Origin of the sequence: Streptomyces sp. NBC_01669 (assembly GCF_026339735.1) — a bacterium.
Classification (GTDB): Bacteria; Actinomycetota; Actinomycetes; order Streptomycetales; family Streptomycetaceae; genus Streptomyces; species Streptomyces yanii.
Genome location: NZ_JAPEQG010000001.1, coordinates 4,753,446 through 4,775,839 on the forward strand (window position 1 = coordinate 4,753,446; position 22,394 = coordinate 4,775,839).

Here is a 22,394-nt window from a genome sequence, read left to right on the forward strand (position 1 = left end):
CCTCCGGTCGGGAGCAGGGCCGGGTCCGTTGCCCGGCCCGCTACGGCCCGCTCGCTCCGCTCGCTCATTGTCGTACTACTTCCGCAGCTCGATGACGGTCTTGCCGATCCGGATCGGCGCGCCCAGCGGAACAGGCGTCGGGGTGGTGAGGCGGGTCCGGTCGAGATACGTGCCATTGGTGGACCCGAGATCCTCGACGATCCACTGGCCGTCACGGTCGGGGTAGATCCTGGCATGCCTGCTGGACGCGTAGTCGTCGTCCAGCACGATCGTTGAATCGTGGGCCCGGCCCAGCGTGATGGTCTGTCCCTGGAGCGCCACCGTGGTGCCGGTGAGGGTGCCCTCGGAGACGACCAGCTTTGTGGGTGCCCCACGGCGCTGGCGGCCGGGCTGCTGGCGTTGCTGCGGCGGTGCCGCGGCGGTCTGGCGTGCCTGTTGCGGTCGCGTGTCGCCCGCGTTGCGGCGTGAGCCGCGCTGCGTGACGCGCGTTCCGAACAGGTCGCTGCGGATGACCTGAACGGCCACGATGACGAACAGCCACAGAACAGCCAGGAAACCTAGCCGCATGACCGTCAGGGTCAGCTCTGACATTGCCCCCGCTTCACCCTTCGGCTTGCCGGTAAACGATGGTGGTGCTGCCCACGACGATCCGCGAGCCGTCGCGGAGCGTAGCGCGGGTGGTGTGCTGCCCGTCTACCACGATGCCGTTGGTAGACCCGAGATCCTGGATCGTCGAGGGCGTTCCGGTCCGGATCTCACAGTGCCGGCGCGATACGCCGGGGTCGTCGATCCGCACGTCGGCGTCGGTGCTGCGTCCCAGCACCAGCGTCGGGCGGGAGATCTGATGGCGGGTGCCGTTGATCTCGATCCAGCGCCGTACCTGCGCGCTCGGCATGGGGCCGGGCGCGGCCGGCGGGCGCCGGTCGGCAATGGGTGCTCCGGGACGGCCGCTGCCCGGCGGCGGGGCCGCGGGCATGGGCGGGACGGAGCTGGGCGGATAGCCGTAGCCGCCGGTGGGCTGCGGGGCGGCGGAGCGCCCGTGGCCGGGCTGTCCGGGGTGGCCCTGAGGGGCCTGCTGGCCCTGCTGCGAGGAGCTCGAAGCAAGGGTGCGGCTGCGCACGCGGTAGAGCCCGGTGTCGAGGTCCTCCGCCTTCTCCAGATGAACCTTGATCGGTCCCATGAAGGTGTAGCGCTGCTGCTTGGCGTAGTCCCGGACCAGACCGGAGAGCTCGTCGCCGAGCTGGCCGGAGTACGGGCTCAGGCGCTCGTAGTCCGGAGCGCTGAGCTCGACGATGAAGTCGTTGGGGACGACGGTCCGCTCGCGGTTCCAGATGGTTGCGTTGTTGTCGCACTCACGCTGGAGGGCACCCGCGATCTCGACCGGCTGGACCTCGGACTTGAACACTTTGGCGAAGGTGCCGTTGACCAGACCTTCGAGACGCTGCTCGAAACGCTTCATGACTCCCATAGGGCACCTCCTCCGGTGTTCTCGTCCCTGTACTGCTTACTGATCGTATCCACGCGTCGGGAAATCGGCTGGTTCCCCTTGTCTGCCCAGTGGATGAGTGTCACCCCTCACACGGATCGTAGAGGTGACCGCTCCTCACAGTGTCCCGCACCTGCGGTGTGCTGAGGAGGAGTGGGGGTGACCGCACCGCGTTCCCGCTTCCCGTCATCCGCCCGGCGAAACAACGGATGTGAATCCACCCTGTCCAGCGTGCTAATCTTCCGGATGTCGCCAGGCGCTCGCACCAACAGGTGAGAGAGTCTGAAAACACCACTCATGCGCGAGTGGCGGAACGGCAGACGCGCTGGCTTCAGGTGCCAGTGTCCTTCGGGACGTGGGGGTTCAAATCCCCCCTCGCGCACAAGAGAGAAGCCCCACAGGCCAACGGCCTGTGGGGCTTCTTCGTTCCCGGACGAGGTGATCGGCGGCGGGGCGACTTTCGTCGTGCGCGGGCGCAACGAAAGAAAGGCGTCGCGTGTGCGAAGGGCTGCCTAGGGTGCGGGGCGTGTACGCGATATCGAAACTCCGGGCCGGGCGGCAGTAGTGTGCGGCGCCGGAACTGTGGTCCCGCCGCAGGACGGCCGGGGAGGCCGTGCTGGCCGTGGTGCTCGGGCTGCTGGCCGCGGGGACGGAAGAGCTGCTGCGCGGCGGGGAACTGCGGTTGTGGGTGGTGCCGTCCATGGTCATGGTGCTGTCGCTGCTCAGGCGCCGGCTGCCCGTGAGCGTGCTGGTGGTGACGTCCGCCCTGGCCGGGTTCTCCGGCGGATTCGCGTTGCTGCTGATGGTGGTGGCGTGGAGTTCCGGGCACCGGATCGCCGAAGCAGGACGGGCGCTGGGGGCGTTCACCGCCTCGTACGTCCTCTACGTGGGTGTGACCGTTGCGATGACCTGGTCCGGGCTGCGGCCGCTGACCCAGGTGTTGTTCACCACCCTCTACTTTTTGGCGACGACGCTCGTGCCCGGTCTCGCCAGCCGGTACTGGACGCAGCGCCGGACCCTGCTGCACGCCCTCCAGGAGCGCAATGCGCAGCTGATCCGGGAGCGGGCCATGATCGTGGGGCAGGCGCGGCTCATGGAGCGCCAGCGGATCGCTCAGGACATGCACGACAGCCTCGGTCACCAACTGGCGCTGATCTCTGTCCATACAGGGGCACTGGAGGTCGACCCGGAGCTGACGGTGCGGCAGCGCGAGGCGGTCGGTGTGCTGCGTGGTGCCTCGGTCCGTGCCATGCACGAGCTGCGGGAAGTCGTCGGGATTCTGCGGGACGACGTCGCGGGACCCGGGCGCGGCGGCGAGGACGGGCAGCGGGTGGCGCGGGGCCCGAGGAGCCGGCCGGGGCGCGGTGCCTGGTCCTGATGTTGTCGGAGGTGGGCGACAGCCTCAGTACCGAGCCGGTGTTCCGGTTCTGCTTCCGGGACGGCAGGCTGATCGAGAAGAAGGCCTATGAGGTCCCCAGTAGATGAGAGGGACAGGACGAGTACGGGGGTACGTGTGACGGGGCAGCCGATCAGAGTCGTCATCGCTGACGACGAGCCCCTCATCCGGGCGGGGATACGGATGATCCTGACCTCGGACCGCTCCATCGAGGTTGTCGCCGAGGCGGCGCATGGGCGCGAGGCCGTGGATCAGGTCCGCGCCCATGCGGCGGATGTCGTGCTGCTCGACATCCAGATGCCGGTGATGGACGGGCTCACAGCACTGGTGGAACTGCGCACGGCGGCACCGGCGGTGCGGGTGATTGTGCTCACGACGTTCGGGGAGCGGGAGAACGTCCTGCGGACGCTGGAGCAAGGGGGCGCCGGATTCCTGCTCAAGGACACCGCGCCCACCGAGCTGATCCAGGCGGTTCGGGCGGCAGCGGCCGGTGATGCCTATCTCTCGCCCGGTGCCACTCGGTATGTGGTCGATCAGCTGGCCATGGGACGGGCGGCCAAGCGGGGCGAAGAGGCGCGGCGGCGGGTGGCGGAACTCAGCGGGCGGGAGCGCGAGGTGCTGGCCCTGCTCGGCGAGGGGCTGTCCAACGCGGACGCCGGCAGGCGGCTGCACATGAGCGAGGCAATGGTGAAGACGTATGTGAGCCGGATCCTGGCGAAGCTGGGGTGCGAGAACCGGGTGCAGGCTGCGCTGTTGGCGAGGGATGCGGGGCTGTAGGCCTGCTGCGGGCGCGTTTTGGAGGCTCTGGAACCCCAGGATGTGTTTCACGTGAAACATCCGATTCGGGGCGTTCGGTATAGGCGGGGCGTTTCTGTGTGGCGGGGTGCTTGTGTGTCCCCATGCGACGACGAGCCGGGGCTCGCGGGAGTGTCCGATCCCCCGCGAGCCCCGGCCGGTTTTCCGTCGTGCCGCGACTCAGGCGGCGAGGCGGGTGGCGAGAGCCTTGGCCTTCTCCGTGGCCTCGGTGAACGCCCTGGCGCGGGAGGCCTCGGCGAGCGGGATGAGCTCGGCCATCGCGGGCTGGGAGTGGGCCAGCGTCAGCTCCGGGACGATGAAGTCGACCTCGGCGCCGAACATGCTCGTCAGCAGCTTCTCCAGGTAGTTCTGGACGAACTCGGAGTCCTCGCGCGGGGTGCCGGGGGCGTACGAGCCGCCGCGGCTGGCGACGACGGTGATCGGGGTGCCCGCCACCGGGCTGTCGGGACCTACGTTGCGGCCGACGATGATCACCTGGTCGAGCCAGGCCTTCAGGGTCGACGGGATGCTGAAGTTGTACATCGGGGCGCCAATCAGGACGGCATCCGCGGCTTCCAGCTCGGCGGCGAGCTCGCTGCGCAGCGGGTCCTCGGCGCCGGCGGCCGCCGCTGTGGCGTCCAGGTGGGGCAGCGGGTTCGCGGCAAGGTCGCGGTAGACGACCTGTCCGTCAGGGTGCTGCTCGAGCCAGGTCTTGACGAAGGTGGCGGTGACCTCGCGCGATGCGGAGCCCTGCGGGAAGACGGCGGAGTCGAGGTGCAGAAGCGTGGCCATGGGGGATCTCCACGGATATCTAGAGGGTGGTGCCCGGCCGGGGATGCAGGGCATCTTTTTCGTATGCACCTAGTAATAACATAGGGGCTTACTAATCATAAGCACCTCACTGCGACGCAGTACCCTGGGTGCATGGCGGACCACAGTGAGCAGGCGTGTCGACGGGTCGACGTGAGCATCACGCGCGTCTTCGAGCTGTTCGGGAAGCGCTGGACGGGCCCGATCGTCTCCGTGCTTCTGCAGCAGCCGGTGCACTTCGCGGATCTGCGGCGGGCGATTCCGGGTATCAGTGAGCGCATGCTCTCGGACCGGCTGACCGAACTCGGCACGGCCGGGCTGGTGGTGCGTGAGGTCGACGAGGGTCCGCCGCTGCGGGTCTCGTACCGGCTGACGCGGGCCGGCGCCGCGATGGAGCCCGCCCTGAAGGAGCTGGCGCTCTGGGCGCAGGCGTACCTCGTGGTCGACGAGGGCGGCTGCTGACGGCTCTCGGCAGTTACAGGGGCGTGCCCGTGCCCGGGGTACTCGCCCCGCCCGCCGCGTTGTAGCGCAGCAGGTACTCGGCGAACCGCGCGAGGTCGTCCGCGGTCCATTCCGCGAGGCGCTGCTGGTAGGCCGCGTGACGGCTGGCCTGCGTCGAGGCAAGGGCCTGGGTTCCGGCCTCGGTGGGGTGCAGTACCTGGATCCGGTGGTCCGTGGGGTCCGGGTGGCGCTCGACCAGGCCGAGCTTCTCCAGGGTGGCGATCTGCCGGCTGACCGTCGACTTGTCGAGCATGTAGTGCGCAGCCAGATCCGTTGCGCGGCAGCCCTGCCGGTCATCGATGTGCGACAGCAGTGTGTACGAGACCAGCGGAAGCTCCGGATGGAGGCGGGCCGCGGCGGCGCGCGCCCGGCGCGCGAACGCCGTCAGCTCGCGCTCGATGACGTCCAGCGACTCTTCGCGTTCCCCGGCGGTGTCAGGCACGGTCTCACCTTCCCGAATGTTCAGTTGTATAGTACAACGGATAGGAGAGTTGTAAAAGCCAACCATTGGAGTCCGATGTCCACGGGTCCGAGTGCCGCCGGCGGCACGACCGCCGCTGCCCTGCGCCATGTGCTGAGCCATCTCGTCACACCCCTGCTGATGTGTATCGGGATGGGGCTCGCCTACCTGGGGGCGTTCCATGCTCCGGAACCGCACGACCTGCGGGTGGACGTGGTCGGATCGGGGCCGAGCGCACAGGTGCTCGCGCAGACGCTGCAGGACAAGGGTGACGGCGCGCTCAGCGTGCGTACCGTCCCCGACCGGGACACCGCGGTGAACCACCTGAGGACACAGGCGAGTTACGGCGCCTACCTGCCGGGGAAGCACCCCGAGCTTCTCGTGGCCAGCGCCTCCTCCGACACCAGCGCCACGGTGGTGGAGAAGGTCTTCACGAAGGTGGCGGCCGCGCAGGGCGACCCGCTGAAGGTGACGGACACGGCACCGACCGCGGACGGCGATCCGACCGGCCAGGGGATCTTCTTCCTGCTGGTCGCGGTGAGTATCGGGTCGTACGCGTCGGTCGCGGTGATCGGTGGCGCGGGTGCGGTGCTGGCGCTTCGGATCAGGGCGGCGCTGGCCCTCGGTGCCTCACTCGTGGTGAGCATGATCGGGGCCGTGTTCGCGGGGCCCATGTTCGGGCTGGTGGACCACGGGCTGGGCGGACTCTGGGCGATGGCCTGGCTCTACTCGGCGGGCATTCTCCTGATCGGTGTGGGGCTGCACACATTCCTCAAGCGGTGGACGACGCTCGGCGTGATGGTGCTGTTCGTGATGCTGAACTTCACCAGCTCCGGCGGCATCTTCCGGCCCGAACTGCAGCCCGGCTTCTTCGGTTCGCTGCACGCGTTCTGGAACGGCGCGGGCTTCGTCGAGGGTGCGAGGAGCCATGTGTACTTCGATGGGCACGGACTCGGCGGACACGTGCTGGTGCTCGCGCTCTGGTTCGTGGTGGGGCTGGCCGCGATGGGAGCGGCCGGGTTGGCCGAGGGGAGGCGGCGGAAGTCTGCTGCGCAGGCTCAGGGTGTGGGTTCGTCCCGGCACCGGACCGGGACGGAGAACCGGACGGGCACGGAGAACAGGGGGACGGCGGAGCGTCGGGCCGAGGCCGAGGCGAGGGAAGAGCTGGAGGAGGAGCTGGAGGAGTCTGTCGGCGTCTGACCAGGGCAAGGCGCTGTCCACAGGCGTTCGTTCAGGTTTTCCGGGTCTTCGATCTTGAGCGGTGCGCCTACTCAGGGCCTCTGACGTTTCGTTACGCTCGGTGAGGGCACCTGGTGGCTGTTGCCGGGGCCGCAGGCGCGCCGGGGCCTGGGGCACTACACGGCTGCTGTCCCTCTCCGTGACTACGGGTAGAGCTTCTCGCCCTTCGCCAGCATCGCTACGTACTTCTCTATCCGGCGCGCCCGGGTCTCGGGCTTCTTGGCGTCTTGGACCCTGTACAGGATCGCGTAGCGGTTCTGCCGGTCCAGCGTCTCGAAGAACTCCGCCGCGGCCGGGTCGGCGGTCAGGGCCGCCGTGAGGTCGTCCGGCACCGTGGCGGTCTTCGCGCCGTCGTAGGCCGCCTCCCAGCGGCCGTCTGCCTTGGCGCGGTCGACCTCGGCCTGCCCCGGGGGATGCATCCGGCCCTGCTCGATCAGGGCGGCCACCTTGTCCCGGTTGACCTTGGACCACTTGCTGCGCGGCTTGCGCGGGGTGAACCGCTGGAGCCACCACTGGTCGTCGAACTTGGCCTTCTGGCCGTCGATCCAGCCGTAGCAGAGTGCCACGTCGAGCGCCTGGGCGTAGTCCAGCGCGACGATTCCGGGGCCCTTCTTGCGAAGCTTGAGCCAGATGCCGGACGAGGCGGCATGGTTCTCGCCGAGCCATGCCTGGAATGCCTCGGCGGATTCGAATGCGACGATCTCCAAGTCCTGAGTCACCCCTGCAGCGAACCACACCCGGCCGATTGGCGTGACGCATTCGGGCACGGTCCCGGATGCAGGATGCCCGTGGACCTGCGTGATCATTTCTGTTCTCGACGCAGAACGATCATGCAGGAGCCACGGGCTTGCTCAACGATACGACGTTGCTGCTCGACCTCGACGGGGTGTCCGTCGCGCGGGTTGAGCGGCTGGCCGACGGAAGGCGCCGAGTTCACCTGGTCACGGCCGACGAGACAGCCAGGGCCTGCCCGGCCTGCGGGGTGTTCGCCACCCGGGTGAAGGGCTCGGCGGTGACCCGGCCGCGCGATCTCCCGTACGGCGAGAGCGGATTGGAGTTCCGCTGGCACAAGCGCCGCTGGTGGTGCCGCGAGGCCGGCTGCCCTCGCCGGTCCTTCACCGAGCAGATCCCGCAGATCCCGGCCGGTGCCAGGCTGACCGCCCGGCTGCGGGGTGCGGCCGGGCGCCGCATAAGAGACGCCGGCTCCACGGTCATCCAGGCCGCGCGGGATCTGCATCTGTCCTGGCCGACCGTGATGGAAGCCTTCCGCGCGCAGGCCCGCGACGTCACCGAGGCACCTCTGCCGCAGGTCGCGGTCCTGGGCATCGACGAGACCCGCCGCGGACGGCCCCGCTGGGAACAGGATGCGGATACCGGCAAGTGGCGCCTGACCCGGGACCGGTGGCACACCGGCTTCGTCGACGCAGCCGGCCACGGCGGGCTGCTCGGACAGGTCGAGGGCCGCACCGTCGCCGACGTCCTGGCCTGGCTGGCCACCACCGACCTGGACTGGAGAAAGGGCATCGGCTACGTCGCGATCGACATGTCCGCCACCTACCGCGCCGCGATCCGCATCGGCCTGCCGCACGCCACCGTCGTGGTCGACCACTTCCACGTGGTCCAACTCGCCAACAAGATGCTGTCCATGGTCCGCCGCCGCACCACCGTCGAGACCCGCGGCCGACGCGGACGAGCGAGCGACCCGGAGTGGAAGGCCAGACGGCGACTGCTGCGCAACCGCGAGGACCTCACCGACGACCAGTTCGCCACCATGTGGAACACGCTCCTGGGCGAGGGGAAGATCGGGCAGACGCTGCTGACAGCCTGGATCGCCAAGGAGAACCTGCGCAGCCTCCTCGCCCTGGCCCGCACCGGCGCCGACCGCCACCAAGTCGGCCACGCCCGCTGGAAGTTCCTCACCTGGTGCGCGGACTCCGACATCCCCGAAGTCCGCCGGCTCGCCACCACCGTCGACCGCTGGTGGCCCGAGATCGCCGCGTTCATCGACACCGGACACAGCAACGCCAAGAGCGAAGGGATCAACCGCGTGATCAAGCTCGTCGCCCGCAACGCGTTCGGCTTCCGCAACGCCGAGAACCAACGACTACGGACACGCTGTGTCACCACCCGCCGAGCCCGCGGACACCTCCGCACCGCTCAACTTTGAAGACCCGGTTTTCCACAGGGGCAGACGGCTGTTGGTGGACGGCGGTACCGTCGTCGGCAGTTGATGTTGAACAGGACGTCGGTCGAGGGCGGGGGAGGCTGCGCGCCATGGGTGAGTTCGAAGTGGCAGTACCGGGGCAGCGGGTTGTGACGGATGAGCCGCGCATACCGGTCGTGCCCGGGTTCGCCCGGCGTGCGGCTGTTGCGGCGGGAAGCGCGCCGCAGTCGCCGAGGGGGACGGGCAAGGCGCTGCGCGACCGGGTGCCCAGGACCTCGCACGATGCCCTGGTCCTTCCCTCGGGCCGGCCCGACGCCGTGCAGGCGGTCGAGGAGTCGAACCGGGGCCGAGTGCCCGACCTCGCACCGATCCGGGTAGGGCGGATGGCTGCCACACCGTTCGCGTTTCTGCGCGGTTCGGCCGGGCTGATGGCCCATGACCTGATGGGCACACCGGTGACCGGGGTGGGCGCCCAGCTCTGCGGCGATGCGCATGCGGCCAATTTCGGGCTGTACGGCGATGCGCGAGGCAGTCTGGTCATCGATCTGAACGACTTCGACGAGACCGTGTTCGGCCCGTGGGAGTGGGACCTCAAGCGGCTCGCCACCTCGCTGGTGCTCGCGGGGCGTGAGGCCGGGGCGGACGAGGACACCTGTCGGCGGGGTGCGTACGACACGGTGGGCGCGTACCGGCGGACGATGCGATTGCTGGCCAGACTGCCCGCGCTCGACGCCTGGAATGCCATCGCCGACGAGGAACTCGTCTCGCACACGGACGCGCGGGATCTGGTCGGCATGCTGGAACGGGTCTCGCAGAAGGCCCGTAAGAACACCAGCGCCCGCTTCGCCGCCAAGTCCACGGAGGAGGCCGAGGGTGACGGACGCCGCTTCGTCGACGCACCGCCGGTGCTGCGGCGGGTGCCGGATGCGGAGGCCGCGGCGGTCGCGGCGGCGCTCGGCGACTATGTGGGCACGATCTCGGAGGACCGGGTGCCGCTGCTCGCCCGTTACACGATCCATGATGTGGCGTTCCGGGTGGTCGGCACGGGGAGTGTCGGAACCCGGTCGTATGTGGTGCTGCTGCTCGATCACCGCGGCGAGCCGTTGGTCCTGCAGGTGAAGGAGGCGCGGCCCTCCGCGCTGGCGCCGTATCTGCCCGCCGTCGGTTTCGAGGTGCCCGAGGCGGCGCACGAGGGTCACCGAGTGGTGCTCGGGCAGAAGCGGATGCAGGTGGTCAGCGACATTCTGCTGGGCTGGGCGACCGTGCAGGGGCGGCCGTTCCAGGTGCGGCAATTCAGGAACCGCAAGGGCAGTGTGGACCCGGCGGCCCTGGCGGCCGACCAGGTCGACGACTACGGGCGGATGACGGGCGCACTGCTGGCGAGGGCCCATGCCCACAGCGCCGACCCGCGGCTGATCGCGGGCTACTGCGGCAAGAACGATGAGCTGGACGAAGCGGTGGCGAGCTTCGCCGTGACGTACGCGGACCGTACGGAGGCGGATCACGCGGAGCTGGTGAGGGCCGTTGGTTCGGGGCGAATAGCGGCTGAGCTCGGGGTGTGAGGGGCGCACCGCCGACCGTGCGTCCTCGGGGCGCGGGCCGGGGCCATACGCTGGACGGGTGACCCACGAAGCCGCCGGGGTGCCGACCACCCGGAACGACGATGACCGGCAGGACAACGACCGGCAGCAGGAACAGCACGAGCAGCAAGCCCCTCGGGGCGACGCCGACGCGGGCGGTGCCGCTGATGCTGCGCGCCCCGAGGCGCGGCTGGCGAAGGCCGTGCGGGCGGCGGAGCAGGCGCTGATCGAGTTCGAGATCGCGGTGGAGACCTTCCGGGTCGAGGTGGAGAACTTCTCCCGGCTGCACCACCAGAAGCTCGGCCCGATGTACGCCCGCCTCGACGAGCTCGACGCGCAGATCGCGGAGGCCCGGGCCGCCCGGACCGGTGACCCAGAGGATCTGCGCAGGGCTCGGGAGGCTCGAGCGCTCGTGATGCCGATGCCGGGCATCGACGAGCTTTTCCACGACTGGCTCGACTCCGACGGGCTGTCCCCCGAGGCGGCGGCGATGCTGACCGAGCAGCCGGTGCGGCCGCCCAAGCGGGTCCGGCCGACCGAGGAGGCGCGCAAGCTCTACCGCGAGCTGGCACGCAGTGCCCACCCGGATCTCGCCCAGGACGAGACGGAGCGGGCGCGCCGGGACGAGTTCATCACCCGCGTCAACGCCGCTTACGGGCGTGGGGACGAGGCCCTGCTGAAGGAGCTGGCGCAGGAGTGGGCGGCGGGGCCCGTTCCACAGCAGGCGGAGCTCAGCGAGAGCGAGGAGCTCTACGCCCGGCTGAACTGGCTGACCCAGCGCAAGGAACTGCTGACGGTGCTCGCCCAGGAGCTGGAGGAGGGCGCGATCGGGGCCATGCTGCGGATGGCACCTGACGACCCGGACCGGCTGCTCGACGAGATCGCCGAACAGCTGCTGGGTGAGGTCGCGCAGCGAGAGGCAGAGTTGGCAGGCCTGGTGCAGTAGCGTTTCGGGTAAGTCCGGAGCGTATGTACGAGAGAAGGCATGACCCATGAATTTCGCCCCGCTGCCCTCGGTGGATGTCGCGGCGGTGCCGTCGGACGGCCTTGTGCTGGACGTCCGGGAGAACGACGAATGGGCGGCAGGGCACGTCGATGGTGCCCTGCACATTCCGATGAGTGACTTCGTCGGCCGCTTCGGTGAGCTGACCGAGGCGGCGGAGGACGGCCGACGCGTGCATGTGATGTGCCGGGTCGGTGGCCGGTCCGCCCAGGTCACCCAGTACCTGGTGCAGCAGGGCATCGACGCCGTGAACGTCGACGGCGGGATGCTCGCCTGGGACGGCGCCGGGCGCCCGATGGTCACGGACAACGGCAACCCGGCCTTCGTTCTCTGATCCGGCCGGGATCCTCCCGCGCTCCGGTGGGCACCGGAGCGCGCAGGGGGTCTCAGCCGAGGGGATGGGCGGCCAGCAGGTCGCCCAGTGCCTCCTCATGCATCGCTGCGGGGCCGAGCGACAGCTCGATCTGCTTCGCCCAGGCGTGGAAGCGGTGCAGCGGGTAGTCGGTGTCCGCGCCGAAGCCGCCGTGCAGATGCTGGGCGGTCTGCACGACCCGACGGACCCCGTCCGACGCCCAGATCTTCGCCACCGCGACATCGCCCGCGACGGGCAGCGTTCCCGGCGCACCGGTGGAGATCCGCCAGGCCGCCTGCCAGAGGGTCACTTCCATGGCCCGCAGATCGATGTACCGGTCCGCGGACTGGACGGCGACGGACTGAAACGTCGCGACGGGATGCCCGAACTGCTCGCGCTTCCCGGTGTATTCACTTGTCATGGCGAGCACGGCCTCGCCGAGACCCAGTGCGAGCGCGCAGGTTCCGGTGGTGAGCAGGGTGCGCAGCCACTCCCAGGCACCCGGAGTACTGATCAGCGCGCTGTCCTCGATCCGTACCGTGTCCAGCCGGACCTCGGCGAACAACTCACCGCTCGTGGAGACCTGTTCGGCGAGTGCGACGCCCTCGGCCGTGCGGCGGGCCAGCGCCAGCACGGCCAGGCCCTCGTCCGTGTGGGCGGGCACCGCAATCCAGTCCGCGGACTGGGCCCACGGCACCCCCGACTGCACTCCGTCGAGCACCCAGCCCGCGCTTCCGCCGTCCTCGCTGCTGGACCGGTCATGGTCCTGGCCGGCCTTTCCCGCAAGGTCCCGGCGGGCGGTGACGGCGAGCTCGGCCGGATCGTGGCCGGTGCGGCCGTTGGCTCCGACGGTGAGGACCAGCTCGCCCCGGCCGACGCGGGGCAGCAGCTCGGCTGCCAGGCCGGGGTCACCGTGCTGTTGGATCGTCATCGCGACCGCGCAGGTCTCCAGCAGCGGCACCCGGGCAAGCACCTTTGCCGATTCGCGCAGGACCAGGCAGAGCGCGACCGTGTCGAGCCCGGCCCCGCCGTGTTCCGGTGCCAGCGTCAGGCTCAGCAGGTCGCCTGCGGCCAGCCCCGTCCACACGGACCGGTCGAAGTCCTCGGCCACCGCTCCCGGAGTGAGCGCGGGGCTGGGCACACCGTCGGGCTCGACGCCCGAGAAGACCGCCCTTGCCGCCTCGACGGCTGCCTGCTGCTCCTCGGTGAAGGTGAAGTCCACTGCACTGACCTCCTGCGAACCGCTGTGCTCGTACCCGCACCTGACGGATCGTCAAGATAGAACAGGTTCTATGAGAAGGGAACAGGGAAAGGGCGCGGCGGTCCGCAGGATCCCGGAGATCCGAGGAGGACCGGGGGAGTTCCGAGGAGATCCGGTCGAAGCCGGTCGAATCCGTGGGATCCGAGGGGTCAGCGGTCGAAGTCGAGTTCCACCTCCGGTGTGAGCGGATGCGACTGGCAGGCGAGCACATAGCCCGCCCCCGTCTCGTCCGGCTCCAGCGCGAAGTTGCGGTTCATCCGGACCTCGCCCGAGACCAGGAACGCCCTGCACGTCCCGCACACCCCTCCCTTACACGCGTACGGCGCGTCGGAGCGGCTGCGCAAGACGGTTTCCAGCAGCGATTCGCCGTCCTGGACCGGCCAGTTGCCCGAGCGCCCGTCCAGTGTTGCGGTGAGCGTGCTGTGTGCGGGCGCCTCGATCCGCGTGCGGGCGGGAGCGGCCGGGCCGTCGTCGACGTGGAAGATCTCCTGGTGGATGCGGGCCCGGTCGACGCCGAGGCCGTGCAGCGCATCCTCTGCTGCCCGGACCAGGCCGAACGGCCCACAGAGATACCAGCCGTCCACCTCTCCCACCGACAGGAGCGCGGGCAGCAGCCCGGTCAGCCGCTTCCGGTCGAGCCGGCCGGACGGGAGACCCGCCTGCTGCTCCTCACGGGAGAGCACCGTCACCAGCTGGAAGCGGTCCGGGTAGCGGTCCTTCAGGTCGGCGACCTCGTCCAGGAACATCGTCGAGGCAGCCGTCCGGTCGCTCCGGATCAGACAGAACCGGGCCTCGGGCTCACGGGCCAGCAGAGTCGACGCGATCGACAGCACCGGGGTGATGCCGCTGCCGCCGACGATCGCCGCGTAGCGACCGGCGCGGGGGGTGAGCACGAAGCGTCCCATCGGGGGCATCGCCTCGACCTGGTCACCGACGGCGAGTTCTTTGAGGGCGTACGTGGAGAACGCACCGCCGTCGACCAGACGGATACCCACCTGCAGCTCGGGATCGGCTGGGGCATCGGCGGCCGGGGTGCAGATCGAGTACGAACGCCGGATCTCTTCGCCGTGAACCGTGTAGCGCACATTGAGGTGCTGGCCGGGCTTGTGGCGGAAAGTCTCGCGCAGCTCGGGGGGCACCGCGAAGGTCACGGCCACCGAGTCGTCGGTCAGCTGCTCGATCGCGCGGACCCGGAGCGGATGGAACATCTACAACTCCTTGAAGTGGTCGAACGGTTCACGGCAACTCGCGCAGCGGCGCAGCGCCTTGCAGGCGGTGGAGGAGAACCGGCTCAGCAGCTCCGTGTCCGTGGAGCCGCAGTGCGGGCAGCGCACCGCGAGGGTGAGCGGCACCGGTCCGCCGGACCCGGTGGCGGCATCATGCGGGCGCGGGGGTGCTATGCCGAACTCGGCGAGTTTGCGCCGCCCCTCCGCGCTGATGTCGTCGGTCGACCAGGCCGGTGCGAGCACAGTGACCACGGAGACCTCCGGTATGCCGTGATCGTGCAGCACCTGCTCGATATCGGCCGACATGGTCTCGATCGCGGGACAGCCGGTGTACGTCGGGGTGAGGCGGACGGTGACCTTGCCCGGGGCGAGCACCTCCACTCCGCGGAGCACACCCAGCTCCTCCAGGGTGAGCACAGGCAGCTCGGGATCGGGCACGGACCCGGCGAGCCTGCGCACCTCCTCTTCCAGCAGCGTGCCGGTCACCATGACGCCCCCGGGTGGCTGCGGTGCAGATGCTGCATCTCGGCGAGCATCCGCCCGAAAGGTTCCGTGTGGATGCCCTGCCGCCCTGCCCCGGCCGTCCAGGCACCGGACCCCGGGCCGGTCGGCACCGTCAGCGTCGCCTGCTGCAGGACACCGGTGACGGTGGCCAGCCAGTCGGTGTGCAGCGACGGCCAGTCGATCTCCACTCCCTCGACCGGCTGGAACAGTTCACCGGTGAACCGCCACAGCGCATCCACCCCGCGCTGCATCCGCTGGTGGCTCTCCTCCGTGCCGTCGCCCAACCGCAGCGTCCAGTGCGTGGCGTGGTCCTGGTGGTACGCGACCTCCTTGACGGCCTTCGCGGCCAGCCCGGCGAAGTCGCCCCCACCGGCCGCCAGCTGCTCGTACAGCCCCCGCTGGTAGACGGAGAAGTACAGCTGGCGGGCGATGGTGTGGGCGAAGTCGCCGTTGGGCTGCTCGACCAGCTGGACGTTGCGGAAGGCGCGCTCCTCGCGCAGGAATGCCAGCTCGTCCTCGTCCCCGGCGAGCGAGAGCAGCACCCGGGCCTGTCCCAGGAGGTCCAGGGCGATGTTGGCGAGGGCCACCTCCTCCTCCAGCACGGGCGCGTGGCCCGCCCACTCCCCCAGTCGGTGCGACAGCACCAGCGCGTCGTCGCCGAGGGCGAGGGCCGCGGTCACAGGTGCTTCACCCCTTCCGGGATCTCGTAGAACGTGGGGTGCCGGTAGGGCTTGTCGCCCGCCGGCTCGAAGAACGAGTCCTTCTCGTCCGGCGAGGAGGCCGTGATCTCCGTGGATGGAACCACCCAGATGGAGACGCCCTCGGAACGGCGTGTGTACAGGTCACGGGCGTTGCGCAGGGCCATCTCGGCGTCCGGGGCGTGCAGGCTGCCCGCGTGGGTGTGGGAGAGACCGCGCCGCGAGCGCACGAACACCTCCCAGAGCGGCCAGTCGGTCGAGCTGCTCATGCCGTCGCCTCCGCGTTCGGTGGGGTGTGCATTTCTGCCTGGTGCATTTCCGTGTGGGGTGCTTCTGTGATGTGGGCCGGTGCGTGGGCGTGGCGCGTCGGTGCGGGGTGCTTGAGCGCGTACGAAGCCGCCGCGTCCCGGACCCAGGCGCCCTCTTCGTGTGCCCGGCGCCGCTGTGTGAGGCGCTGTTCGTTGCACGGGCCGTTGCCCTTCAGGACCTCCTGGAACTCCGTCCAGTCGATCGCCCCGAAGTCGTGGTGTCCGCGCTCCTCATTCCACCGGAGGTCCGGGTCCGGGAGGGTGAGCCCCAGCGCCTCGGCCTGCGGGACACAGATGTCGACGAACCGCTGCCGCAGCTCGTCGTTGGAGTGCCGCTTGATCTTCCAGGTCATCGACTGCGCCGAGTGCGCCGATGCGTCGTCCGGCGGGCCGAACATCATCAGGGACGGCCACCACCAGCGGTTCACCGCATCCTGTGCCATCGCGCGCTGCCCCGGCGTCCCGCGGCCGAGGGTGAGCAGCAGCTCGTACCCCTGGCGCTGGTGGAAGGACTCCTCCTTGCAGATGCGGACCATGGCCCGTGCGTACGGACCGTACGAGCAGCGGCAGAGGGGCACCTGGTTGGTGATCGCGGCGCCGTCCACCAGCCAGCCGATCGCGCCGACATCCGCCCAGGTCAGCGTGGGGTAATTGAAGATTGACGAATACCTCTGGCGGCCCGCGTGGAGCTTGTCGAGCATTTCCTCGCGGCTCGTCCCCAGCGTCTCCGCCGCGCTGTAGAGGTACAGCCCGTGTCCCGCCTCGTCCTGCACCTTGGCCATCAGGATCGCCTTGCGGCGCAGCGAGGGTGCGCGGCTGATCCAGTTGGCCTCGGGCTGCATCCCGATGATTTCGGAATGGGCGTGCTGGGCCATTTGCCTGACCAGCGAGGCCCGGTACGCGTCCGGCATCCAGTCGCGCGGCTCGATGCGCTCGTCGGCCGCCACCGCGGCGTCGAAGGCTGCCTGCTGAGCCACGTCCGCCCCCGCGGGCCCGTCGGGCCCCCCTGCTGTCGCCTGCGCGGTGCCTCGCGCCTGGCCCTGCGTTGTCTGGTCCGCAGTCACTGCCGCCATCCCGGGCTCCCTACCGACCGATCGTTCGGTTCAATGACTTCAATGGTGAGTCGGTGGCCCGTAGGGTGTCAACCCTGTGGATAACTGACCGGGGATCGACGGGGATCGGGGCGGGATGGATTCGTACGACGACAGGGGCGTCGGAGACGGGAACGGGAGCGGTGGTCCGGGGGGGGATCCGGGTTCGGACCAGCCCCTCCGTGCGACACCACCCGCTGAATTCGCCGGAGCTCCCGCGCCGGTGCGTTCCGGTATCGCCGGGCTGTCCCTTTCGTACCAGATCGTTGCCGCGATCGCGTTGTCGGTCATCGGGATGATCACCTGCACCCATCTGGCCATGGTGTTTCTGCACGTCGCCCCGTCCAACACCCTGACCAAGCAGCACGGCAAAGCGGTCGACGACTGGGTCTATCCCGAGTTCGAGCAGAACTGGAAGCTCTTCGCTCCCAATCCGCTCCAGCAGAACGTCGCCGTGCACGTACGGGCCGAGATAGCCGGTCCCGACGGTCGTCGCACCACTGGGTGGATGAGTCTCTCGGTCGAGGACGGCAGAGGGATACGGGGCAATCTCCTCCCCAGCCACATCCACCAGAACCAGCTCCGCCGCGCCTGGGACTTCTATCTCAACTCCCACGACATCCAGAACCGCCCGAACGGCCTGCGCGGCAATCTCTCCGAGCGCTACATCCGCCGCATCGTGATGCTGCGCCTCGGCGAGCACGACTACGGCGGCACCGTCGAGCGCATCCAGGTCCGCTCCGAGGTGCGTTCCGTCTCCGCGCCGCCGTGGAGCACGGAGAAGATCAGCACCAAGCCGAATTACCGGGTGTTGCCGTGGTGGACCGTCACCCCCGCCGACCTCCCCGAGAACACCAAGGAGGCGGTCAAGTGAGTACGGCTTCCCCCGGCCGCAAGCTCGCCCGCGGCGTCCAGCGCATCACCTCCTCGGCCCTCGGCCCGTATCAGAGCGCCGTGATCCGGATCGGTTTCTCCGCCACGTACCTGCTGTTCCTGCTGCGCGAGCTGCCGCACCGCCATGAGATGTACGGCCCCGACGCCCCATGGCGCTGGGACATGGCGAAGCAGCTCATATCGGGCAATGAGTCCCTCTCGGTGCTCATGTGGTCGGACAGCACGGTCTGGTTCGAAACCGTCTATGCGGTCGTCCTGCTTTCCGCCGCACTGCTGATGGTCGGCTGGCACACCCGCGCGATGTCCGTCCTGTTCATGGTCGGTGTGCTCTCGCTGCAGAACCGCAGCATTTTCCTGGGCGACGGCGGCGACAACGTCGTCCATCTGATGGCGATCTACCTTGTGCTGACGCGCTGCGGGCAGGTCTGGTCGCTGGATGCGCGCCGTGCGGCGCGGGCACGCCGTACGGAGGCCGAGTCGAAGTCTGAGCGGGAGCCGGGGACGCGGTCGCAGGAGGTGGGAGGCGCCCGCCCGGCCTCGAATGTCGCCGGGACGATTCTGTGGCTTGTGCTCGGCCTGGTCCTTGTTGTGGCTACGGCGACGGACGGCCTCGGTGGCACCTGGTGGCTGCCGACTCTCTTCTGGGTGCTGTGGATCGGGCACGGTGTCTGGTGGGCCGTGAACCGTTACGCGCCGCAGAGCGAACCGCGCACGCTGCTCGATGTCCTCGCCAACCTCGCGCACAACGCCACTCTCGTCGTGATCATGGCCGAGGTCTGTCTGATCTACGCGACCGCGGGCTGGTACAAGATCCAGGGATCGCGTTGGCAGGATGGCACGGCGCTGTACTACCCGCTCAAGCTCGACTACTTCACCCCGTGGCCCGCGCTGTCGGACCTCCTCGCGTCCAATGGCGTGATGGTCATGGTGCTGACGTACGGCACGGTCATCGTGCAGGTCGCCTTCCCCTTCACTCTCTTCAACCGGCGCGTCAAGAACGTCCTGCTCGTCGCCATGATGTGCGAGCACGCGGGCATCGCCCTGCTGCTGGGACTGCCCTTCTTCTCGATGGCGATGATCGCCGCCGACTCCGTCTTCCTGCCGACGGTCTTCCTGGTCTGGCTGGGCGGCCGGGTGACGCTCGGGCGGCAGCTGCTGTTCTCGCGCACGGGCCAGGTGCCCGAGCAGCAGCGGGGCGGCGAGGAGGAGGTCCCGCAGCACAGCGGAAGCGGTGGCCATACGCTCGTCGGGTGAGCAGTGATACCGGCAGTAGTAGGAGCAGTAGCGGTGAGAGTCCGTCGGCCGATGGCCTCGGGGTCGGCGAGCAGTCCGCGGAGGCGTTGCAGTACGACGACGGATTCGGGGCGGAGATCGGCGTCGGACCGCATCCGCTGCCCTGGCCCGAGGGCGAGCGGTACGACCCCGAGCTGCTCGAGCAGGGCGACCGGCGCAATGTCGGTGACGAGTACCGCTACTGGACGCGGGAGGCGATCGTCGCCGATCTGGATCTTCGGCGGCACGACTTCCATGTAGCGGTGGAGAACTGGGGCCACGACTTCAATATCGGGTCGGTGGTGCGGACTGCGAACGCCTTCCTCGCCAAGGAGATCCACATTGTGGGCCGGCGGCGGTGGAACCGGCGCGGTGCGATGGTCACCGACCGGTACCAGCATGTGCGGCATCACCCCGACACGGCGGATCTGACCGCCTGGGCGGCGGCCGAGGGGTTGCCGATCATCGGGATCGACAATCTGCCGGGGGCGGTGCCGCTGGAGCGGACAGAGCTGCCGCGGCGGTGTGTGCTGCTCTTCGGGCAGGAGGGGCCGGGGCTGACCGAGGAGGCGCGTAAGCACGCGACGATGGTGTGCTCGATTGCGCAGTTCGGATCCACGCGGTCGATCAATGCGGGGGCTGCGGCGGCCATTGCCATGCATGCGTGGGTGCAGCGGTATGCGGATATTCCGGGGGGTGTGGGAGCGGGCTGAGGCCCAGGGGTACCCCGACTGTGCGGGCGGGGCGGCGCAGGGCGTCTGCGGCGGGTCTCTCGCGTCCCTTCCCGTAACGTGCGTACTTTCCGCGATCGGGGCTCCGCCCACCCCCGGGTCCCGCTCCTCGAGCGCCGGAGGAGCTGAAGAGGCGCCGAGGGGCTGGAGCCGGGGCGGGGCGTGCTGTGTCAGGCCTGGCGGCGGACTTCCACCATGCGGAAGCGATTTGATACGAACGCTCCGTCGCACAGGGCCGCGTTGGCCGCAGGGTTGCCGCCCGAGCCGTGGAAGTCGGAGAACGCCGCAGTCTGGTTGACGTACACCCCGCCCGTCAGATTCAGCGAGAGCTGAGCCGACTCGTCCAAGCAGACGTCTTCCACCGCGCGCTCCACCTCCGGCGACGTCGTGTACGCCCCGACCGTCATCGCGCCCTTGTCGCGGATCGTGCGGCGCAGCAGCTCCACCGCGTCCGCCGTCGAGTCGACCGCGACCGCGAACGCCACCGGTCCGAAGCACTCCGACAGATACGCCGCTTCGTCGTCCGGCTTCGTGCCGTCGAGCTTCACGACGACCGGCGTACGGACCACCGCGTCGGGGAACTCCGGGTTGGCCACCTCCCTTGAGGCCAAGGCGACTTCGCCCAGCCCTGCCGCGGCCTCCAGGCGGGCCTTCACGTCGGGGTTGACCAGCGCGCCGAGCAGCGCGTTCGCCCGGGCGTCGTCGCCGAGCAGGCCGGTGACCGCGGCGGCGATGTCGCCCACCACGTCGTCGTACGTCTTGTCGCCCGTGTCCGTCGCGATGCCGTCCCGGGGGATCAGCAGGTTCTGCGGGGTGGTGCACATCTGGCCGCTGTACAGGGAGAGGGAGAACGCCAGGTTGGACAGCATGCCGCGGTAGTCGTCGGTGGAGTCGACGACGATCGTGTTGACCCCCGCCTTCTCCGTGTAGACCTGTGCCTGGCGGGCGTTGGCCTCCAGCCAGTCACCGAAGGCGGTGGACCCGGTGTAGTCGATGATCTTGATCTCGGGGCGGACCGCCAAGGCCTTGGCGATGCCCTCGCCCGGACGCTCGGCGGCCAGACAGACGAGATTGGGGTCGAAGCCGGCCTCGCTCAGTACCTCGCGGGCCACCTGCACCGTGAGCGCCAGGGGGAGCACGGCGCGCGGGTGCGGCTTCACCAGGACGGGATTGCCGGTGGCCAGAGAGGCGAACAGTCCCGGATAGCCGTTCCACGTGGGGAAGGTGTTGCAGCCGATCAGCAGCGCGATGCCGCGGCCCGCCGCGATGTACGTCTTGTGCAGCTGCAGCGGATCGCGCTTTCCCTGCGGCTTGGACCAGTCCGCCGTCCGCGGGGTGCGGATCTGCTCCTCGTAGGCATAAGCCACCGCCTCCAGGCCGCGGTCCTGGGCATGCGGGCCGCCCGCCTGGAACGCCATCATGAAGGCCTGACCGCTGGTGTGCATCACGGCGTGCCCGAACTCATGGGTGCGGGCGCTGATCCGCGCCAGGATCTCCAGACAGACCAGCGCCCTGGTCTCGGGCCCCGCCTCGCGCCACGCCGCCATTCCCGCGCGCATCGCCGGAAGCAGCACATCGAGGTCGGCGTGCGGGTACTCGACGCCGAGCTCCGGTCCGTAGGGCGAGATCTCGCCGCCCGTCCAGCCGTCGGTGCCCGGCTGGCCGAGGTCGAGCCGGGTGTGCAGCACGGCGTCGAAGGCGGCCTTGCCCTCGGCGGCGCTCAGACTGCCCGGTGCGCCGCCCTCGCCGTACGCCTTCGGGTGCTCGGGATGCGGGGACCAGTACGCGCGCGTGTGGATCGCGTCGAGGGTCTGGTCGAGCGTGGGGCGGTGCTTCTCGGACAGCAGGTGCGGGGAGAGCTCGGCGGCCATGACGGACCAACTCCTCATCGAGCTGGGCAGGAACGGGCGGACAGAGTTAGAGTAACCGAACGATCGGTCGGGACAAGGGGCCCCACGAAACCTGTGGACAACTCGTAGGGGAGGATCGCGGACATGACCACGGCCAAGCGGGACACGTACACCCCGGAGACTCTCCTCACCGTCGCCGTCCGTGTCTTCAACGAGCGCGGTTACGACGGCACGTCCATGGAGCACCTGTCCAAGGCGGCGGGCATCTCCAAATCGTCCATCTACCACCACGTCGCGGGCAAGGAAGAGCTGCTGCGGCGCGCGGTCAGCCGGGCACTGGAAGGGCTCTTCGGGATTCTCGACGAGCCGGGTGCGACGCGGGGGCGCGCGATCGAGCGGGTCGAGTACGTCACGCGACGTACCGTCGAGGTGCTGATAGCCGAACTGCCCTACGTCACGCTGTTGCTGCGTGTACGGGGCAATACGAAGGCCGAGCGCTGGGCCATGGAGCGTCGGCGTGAGTTCGACCAGCGGGTGGCCGAACTGCTGAAGGCGGCCGTCGCGGACGGCGATCTCCGCTCCGACGTGGACATACGGCTGGCGACGAGGCTGCTCTTCGGAATGGTCAACTCTCTGGTGGAGTGGTACCGGCCGCAGCCGGGCGGCGACGCCGAGGGGGAGCAGCTGGCGGACACGGTCGTCCAGCTGGCCTTCGAGGGGATGCGTTCCGACCGCTGAAACGTTGACGGCAGGACAGGTCAAGACCACCATCC

The 22,394-nt window shown here is 69.4% G+C and carries 24 protein-coding genes and 1 tRNA gene; 13 read left to right on the forward strand and 12 right to left on the reverse strand.

The window, feature by feature from the left end:
- Nucleotides 1–75: 75 nt before the first annotated feature.
- Both OG972_RS21290 and OG972_RS21295 read right to left on the reverse strand, forming a co-directional pair.
- Nucleotides 76–591 (reverse strand): FHA domain-containing protein, encoded by a 516-nt coding sequence (locus OG972_RS21290; protein WP_037702017.1) that lies wholly within the window; start codon nucleotides 589–591, stop codon nucleotides 76–78.
- A gap of 10 nt (nucleotides 592–601) precedes the next feature.
- The gene (locus tag OG972_RS21295) at nucleotides 602–1,468 is read right to left on the reverse strand and encodes an FhaA domain-containing protein (protein ID WP_266983782.1); all 867 of its coding nucleotides are present in this window, start codon (nucleotides 1,466–1,468) and stop codon (nucleotides 602–604) included.
- Between the two features lie 317 nt (nucleotides 1,469–1,785).
- Here OG972_RS21295 and OG972_RS21300 point away from each other — a divergent pair.
- From OG972_RS21300 to OG972_RS21310, 3 genes are all read left to right on the forward strand, one after another.
- A tRNA-Leu gene (locus OG972_RS21300) sits at nucleotides 1,786–1,868 on the forward strand.
- A gap of 231 nt (nucleotides 1,869–2,099) precedes the next feature.
- Nucleotides 2,100–2,864: a histidine kinase dimerization/phosphoacceptor domain-containing protein gene (locus OG972_RS21305; RefSeq protein ID WP_266983784.1), complete on the forward strand. Its 765-nt coding sequence runs from the start codon at nucleotides 2,100–2,102 to the stop codon at nucleotides 2,862–2,864.
- A 135-nt stretch (nucleotides 2,865–2,999) separates the two neighbouring features.
- Nucleotides 3,000–3,659, forward strand: a complete 660-nt coding sequence (locus tag OG972_RS21310; protein WP_266983786.1) for a response regulator transcription factor — start codon at nucleotides 3,000–3,002, stop codon at nucleotides 3,657–3,659.
- A gap of 198 nt (nucleotides 3,660–3,857) precedes the next feature.
- Here OG972_RS21310 and OG972_RS21315 read toward each other — a convergent pair whose 3' ends face one another.
- A complete protein-coding gene (locus OG972_RS21315) occupies nucleotides 3,858–4,469 on the reverse strand; it encodes an FMN-dependent NADH-azoreductase (RefSeq protein WP_266983788.1) in 612 nt (203 codons plus the stop codon).
- 132 nt (nucleotides 4,470–4,601) lie between these two features.
- Between OG972_RS21315 and OG972_RS21320 the strand changes: the two genes are divergently transcribed.
- Nucleotides 4,602–4,949: a helix-turn-helix domain-containing protein gene (locus OG972_RS21320; RefSeq protein ID WP_266983790.1), complete on the forward strand. Its 348-nt coding sequence runs from the start codon at nucleotides 4,602–4,604 to the stop codon at nucleotides 4,947–4,949.
- A gap of 13 nt (nucleotides 4,950–4,962) precedes the next feature.
- Here OG972_RS21320 and OG972_RS21325 read toward each other — a convergent pair whose 3' ends face one another.
- Nucleotides 4,963–5,430, reverse strand: coding sequence for a MarR family winged helix-turn-helix transcriptional regulator (locus OG972_RS21325; protein WP_266983792.1), 468 nt, complete (start codon nucleotides 5,428–5,430; stop codon nucleotides 4,963–4,965).
- 75 nt (nucleotides 5,431–5,505) lie between these two features.
- Here OG972_RS21325 and OG972_RS21330 point away from each other — a divergent pair, with 75 nt between their 5' ends.
- Entirely contained in the window at nucleotides 5,506–6,648 is a 1,143-nt protein-coding gene (locus tag OG972_RS21330; protein ID WP_266983794.1) for a hypothetical protein, read from the forward strand.
- 182 nt (nucleotides 6,649–6,830) lie between these two features.
- Here the strand turns inward: OG972_RS21330 and OG972_RS21335 are convergent, their stop codons facing one another.
- Nucleotides 6,831–7,424, reverse strand: a complete 594-nt coding sequence (locus tag OG972_RS21335; protein ID WP_266983796.1) for a YdeI family protein — start codon at nucleotides 7,422–7,424, stop codon at nucleotides 6,831–6,833.
- A 110-nt stretch (nucleotides 7,425–7,534) separates the two neighbouring features.
- On the opposite strand from OG972_RS21335, the gene OG972_RS21340 reads away from it, so the two are divergent.
- From OG972_RS21340 to OG972_RS21355, 4 genes are all read left to right on the forward strand, one after another.
- Nucleotides 7,535–8,854, forward strand: coding sequence for an ISL3 family transposase (locus OG972_RS21340; RefSeq protein WP_266983798.1), 1,320 nt, complete (start codon nucleotides 7,535–7,537; stop codon nucleotides 8,852–8,854).
- Between the two features lie 107 nt (nucleotides 8,855–8,961).
- The gene (locus OG972_RS21345; protein ID WP_266983800.1) at nucleotides 8,962–10,413 is read left to right on the forward strand and encodes a DUF2252 domain-containing protein; all 1,452 of its coding nucleotides are present in this window, start codon (nucleotides 8,962–8,964) and stop codon (nucleotides 10,411–10,413) included.
- 58 nt (nucleotides 10,414–10,471) lie between these two features.
- Complete coding sequence (locus OG972_RS21350; protein WP_266983802.1) at nucleotides 10,472–11,377, forward strand: hypothetical protein; 906 nt, start codon at nucleotides 10,472–10,474, stop codon at nucleotides 11,375–11,377.
- 46 nt (nucleotides 11,378–11,423) lie between these two features.
- Nucleotides 11,424–11,768 carry a rhodanese-like domain-containing protein gene (locus OG972_RS21355; RefSeq protein WP_266983804.1) on the forward strand — a complete coding sequence of 115 codons (345 nt, stop codon included), beginning with the start codon at nucleotides 11,424–11,426 and terminating at the stop codon, nucleotides 11,766–11,768.
- 52 nt (nucleotides 11,769–11,820) lie between these two features.
- On the opposite strand, the gene OG972_RS21360 is transcribed toward OG972_RS21355, so the two are convergent.
- From OG972_RS21360 to paaA, 6 genes are all read right to left on the reverse strand, one after another.
- The gene (locus OG972_RS21360; protein WP_266983806.1) at nucleotides 11,821–13,008 is read right to left on the reverse strand and encodes an acyl-CoA dehydrogenase family protein; all 1,188 of its coding nucleotides are present in this window, start codon (nucleotides 13,006–13,008) and stop codon (nucleotides 11,821–11,823) included.
- 188 nt (nucleotides 13,009–13,196) lie between these two features.
- Entirely contained in the window at nucleotides 13,197–14,255 is a 1,059-nt protein-coding gene (locus OG972_RS21365) for a 2Fe-2S iron-sulfur cluster-binding protein (RefSeq protein WP_266983808.1), read from the reverse strand.
- Entirely contained in the window at nucleotides 14,256–14,762 is a 507-nt protein-coding gene (paaD, locus tag OG972_RS21370; protein ID WP_266983810.1) for a 1,2-phenylacetyl-CoA epoxidase subunit PaaD, read from the reverse strand.
- Nucleotides 14,756–15,457 carry a 1,2-phenylacetyl-CoA epoxidase subunit PaaC gene (gene paaC / locus OG972_RS21375; RefSeq protein ID WP_266983812.1) on the reverse strand — a complete coding sequence of 234 codons (702 nt, stop codon included), beginning with the start codon at nucleotides 15,455–15,457 and terminating at the stop codon, nucleotides 14,756–14,758. The genes paaD and paaC overlap by 7 nt, the downstream gene beginning before the upstream one ends.
- The gene (gene paaB / locus OG972_RS21380; RefSeq protein WP_030972485.1) at nucleotides 15,454–15,744 is read right to left on the reverse strand and encodes a 1,2-phenylacetyl-CoA epoxidase subunit PaaB; all 291 of its coding nucleotides are present in this window, start codon (nucleotides 15,742–15,744) and stop codon (nucleotides 15,454–15,456) included. Before paaB ends, paaC begins: the two co-directional genes overlap by 4 nt.
- Complete coding sequence (gene paaA / locus OG972_RS21385) at nucleotides 15,741–16,856, reverse strand: 1,2-phenylacetyl-CoA epoxidase subunit PaaA (protein ID WP_266983814.1); 1,116 nt, start codon at nucleotides 16,854–16,856, stop codon at nucleotides 15,741–15,743. Before paaA ends, paaB begins: the two co-directional genes overlap by 4 nt.
- Before the next feature lie 115 nt (nucleotides 16,857–16,971).
- Between paaA and OG972_RS21390 the strand changes: the two genes are divergently transcribed.
- From OG972_RS21390 to OG972_RS21400, 3 genes are read left to right on the forward strand one after another with little or no spacing between them, the layout of a single operon-like run.
- A complete protein-coding gene (locus tag OG972_RS21390) occupies nucleotides 16,972–17,748 on the forward strand; it encodes a DUF5819 family protein (RefSeq protein WP_266983816.1) in 777 nt (258 codons plus the stop codon).
- The gene (locus tag OG972_RS21395; RefSeq protein ID WP_266983818.1) at nucleotides 17,745–19,022 is read left to right on the forward strand and encodes an HTTM domain-containing protein; all 1,278 of its coding nucleotides are present in this window, start codon (nucleotides 17,745–17,747) and stop codon (nucleotides 19,020–19,022) included. The genes OG972_RS21390 and OG972_RS21395 overlap by 4 nt, the downstream gene beginning before the upstream one ends.
- Nucleotides 19,019–19,753 carry a TrmH family RNA methyltransferase gene (locus OG972_RS21400; RefSeq protein ID WP_266983820.1) on the forward strand — a complete coding sequence of 245 codons (735 nt, stop codon included), beginning with the start codon at nucleotides 19,019–19,021 and terminating at the stop codon, nucleotides 19,751–19,753. Before OG972_RS21395 ends, OG972_RS21400 begins: the two co-directional genes overlap by 4 nt.
- 188 nt (nucleotides 19,754–19,941) lie before the next feature.
- Here the strand turns inward: OG972_RS21400 and paaN are convergent, their stop codons facing one another.
- Nucleotides 19,942–21,642, reverse strand: coding sequence for a phenylacetic acid degradation protein PaaN (paaN, locus tag OG972_RS21405; RefSeq protein WP_266983822.1), 1,701 nt, complete (start codon nucleotides 21,640–21,642; stop codon nucleotides 19,942–19,944).
- A 123-nt stretch (nucleotides 21,643–21,765) separates the two neighbouring features.
- Here paaN and OG972_RS21410 point away from each other — a divergent pair, with 123 nt between their 5' ends.
- Nucleotides 21,766–22,359 carry a TetR/AcrR family transcriptional regulator gene (locus OG972_RS21410; protein ID WP_266983824.1) on the forward strand — a complete coding sequence of 198 codons (594 nt, stop codon included), beginning with the start codon at nucleotides 21,766–21,768 and terminating at the stop codon, nucleotides 22,357–22,359.
- Nucleotides 22,360–22,394: the final 35 nt, after the last annotated feature.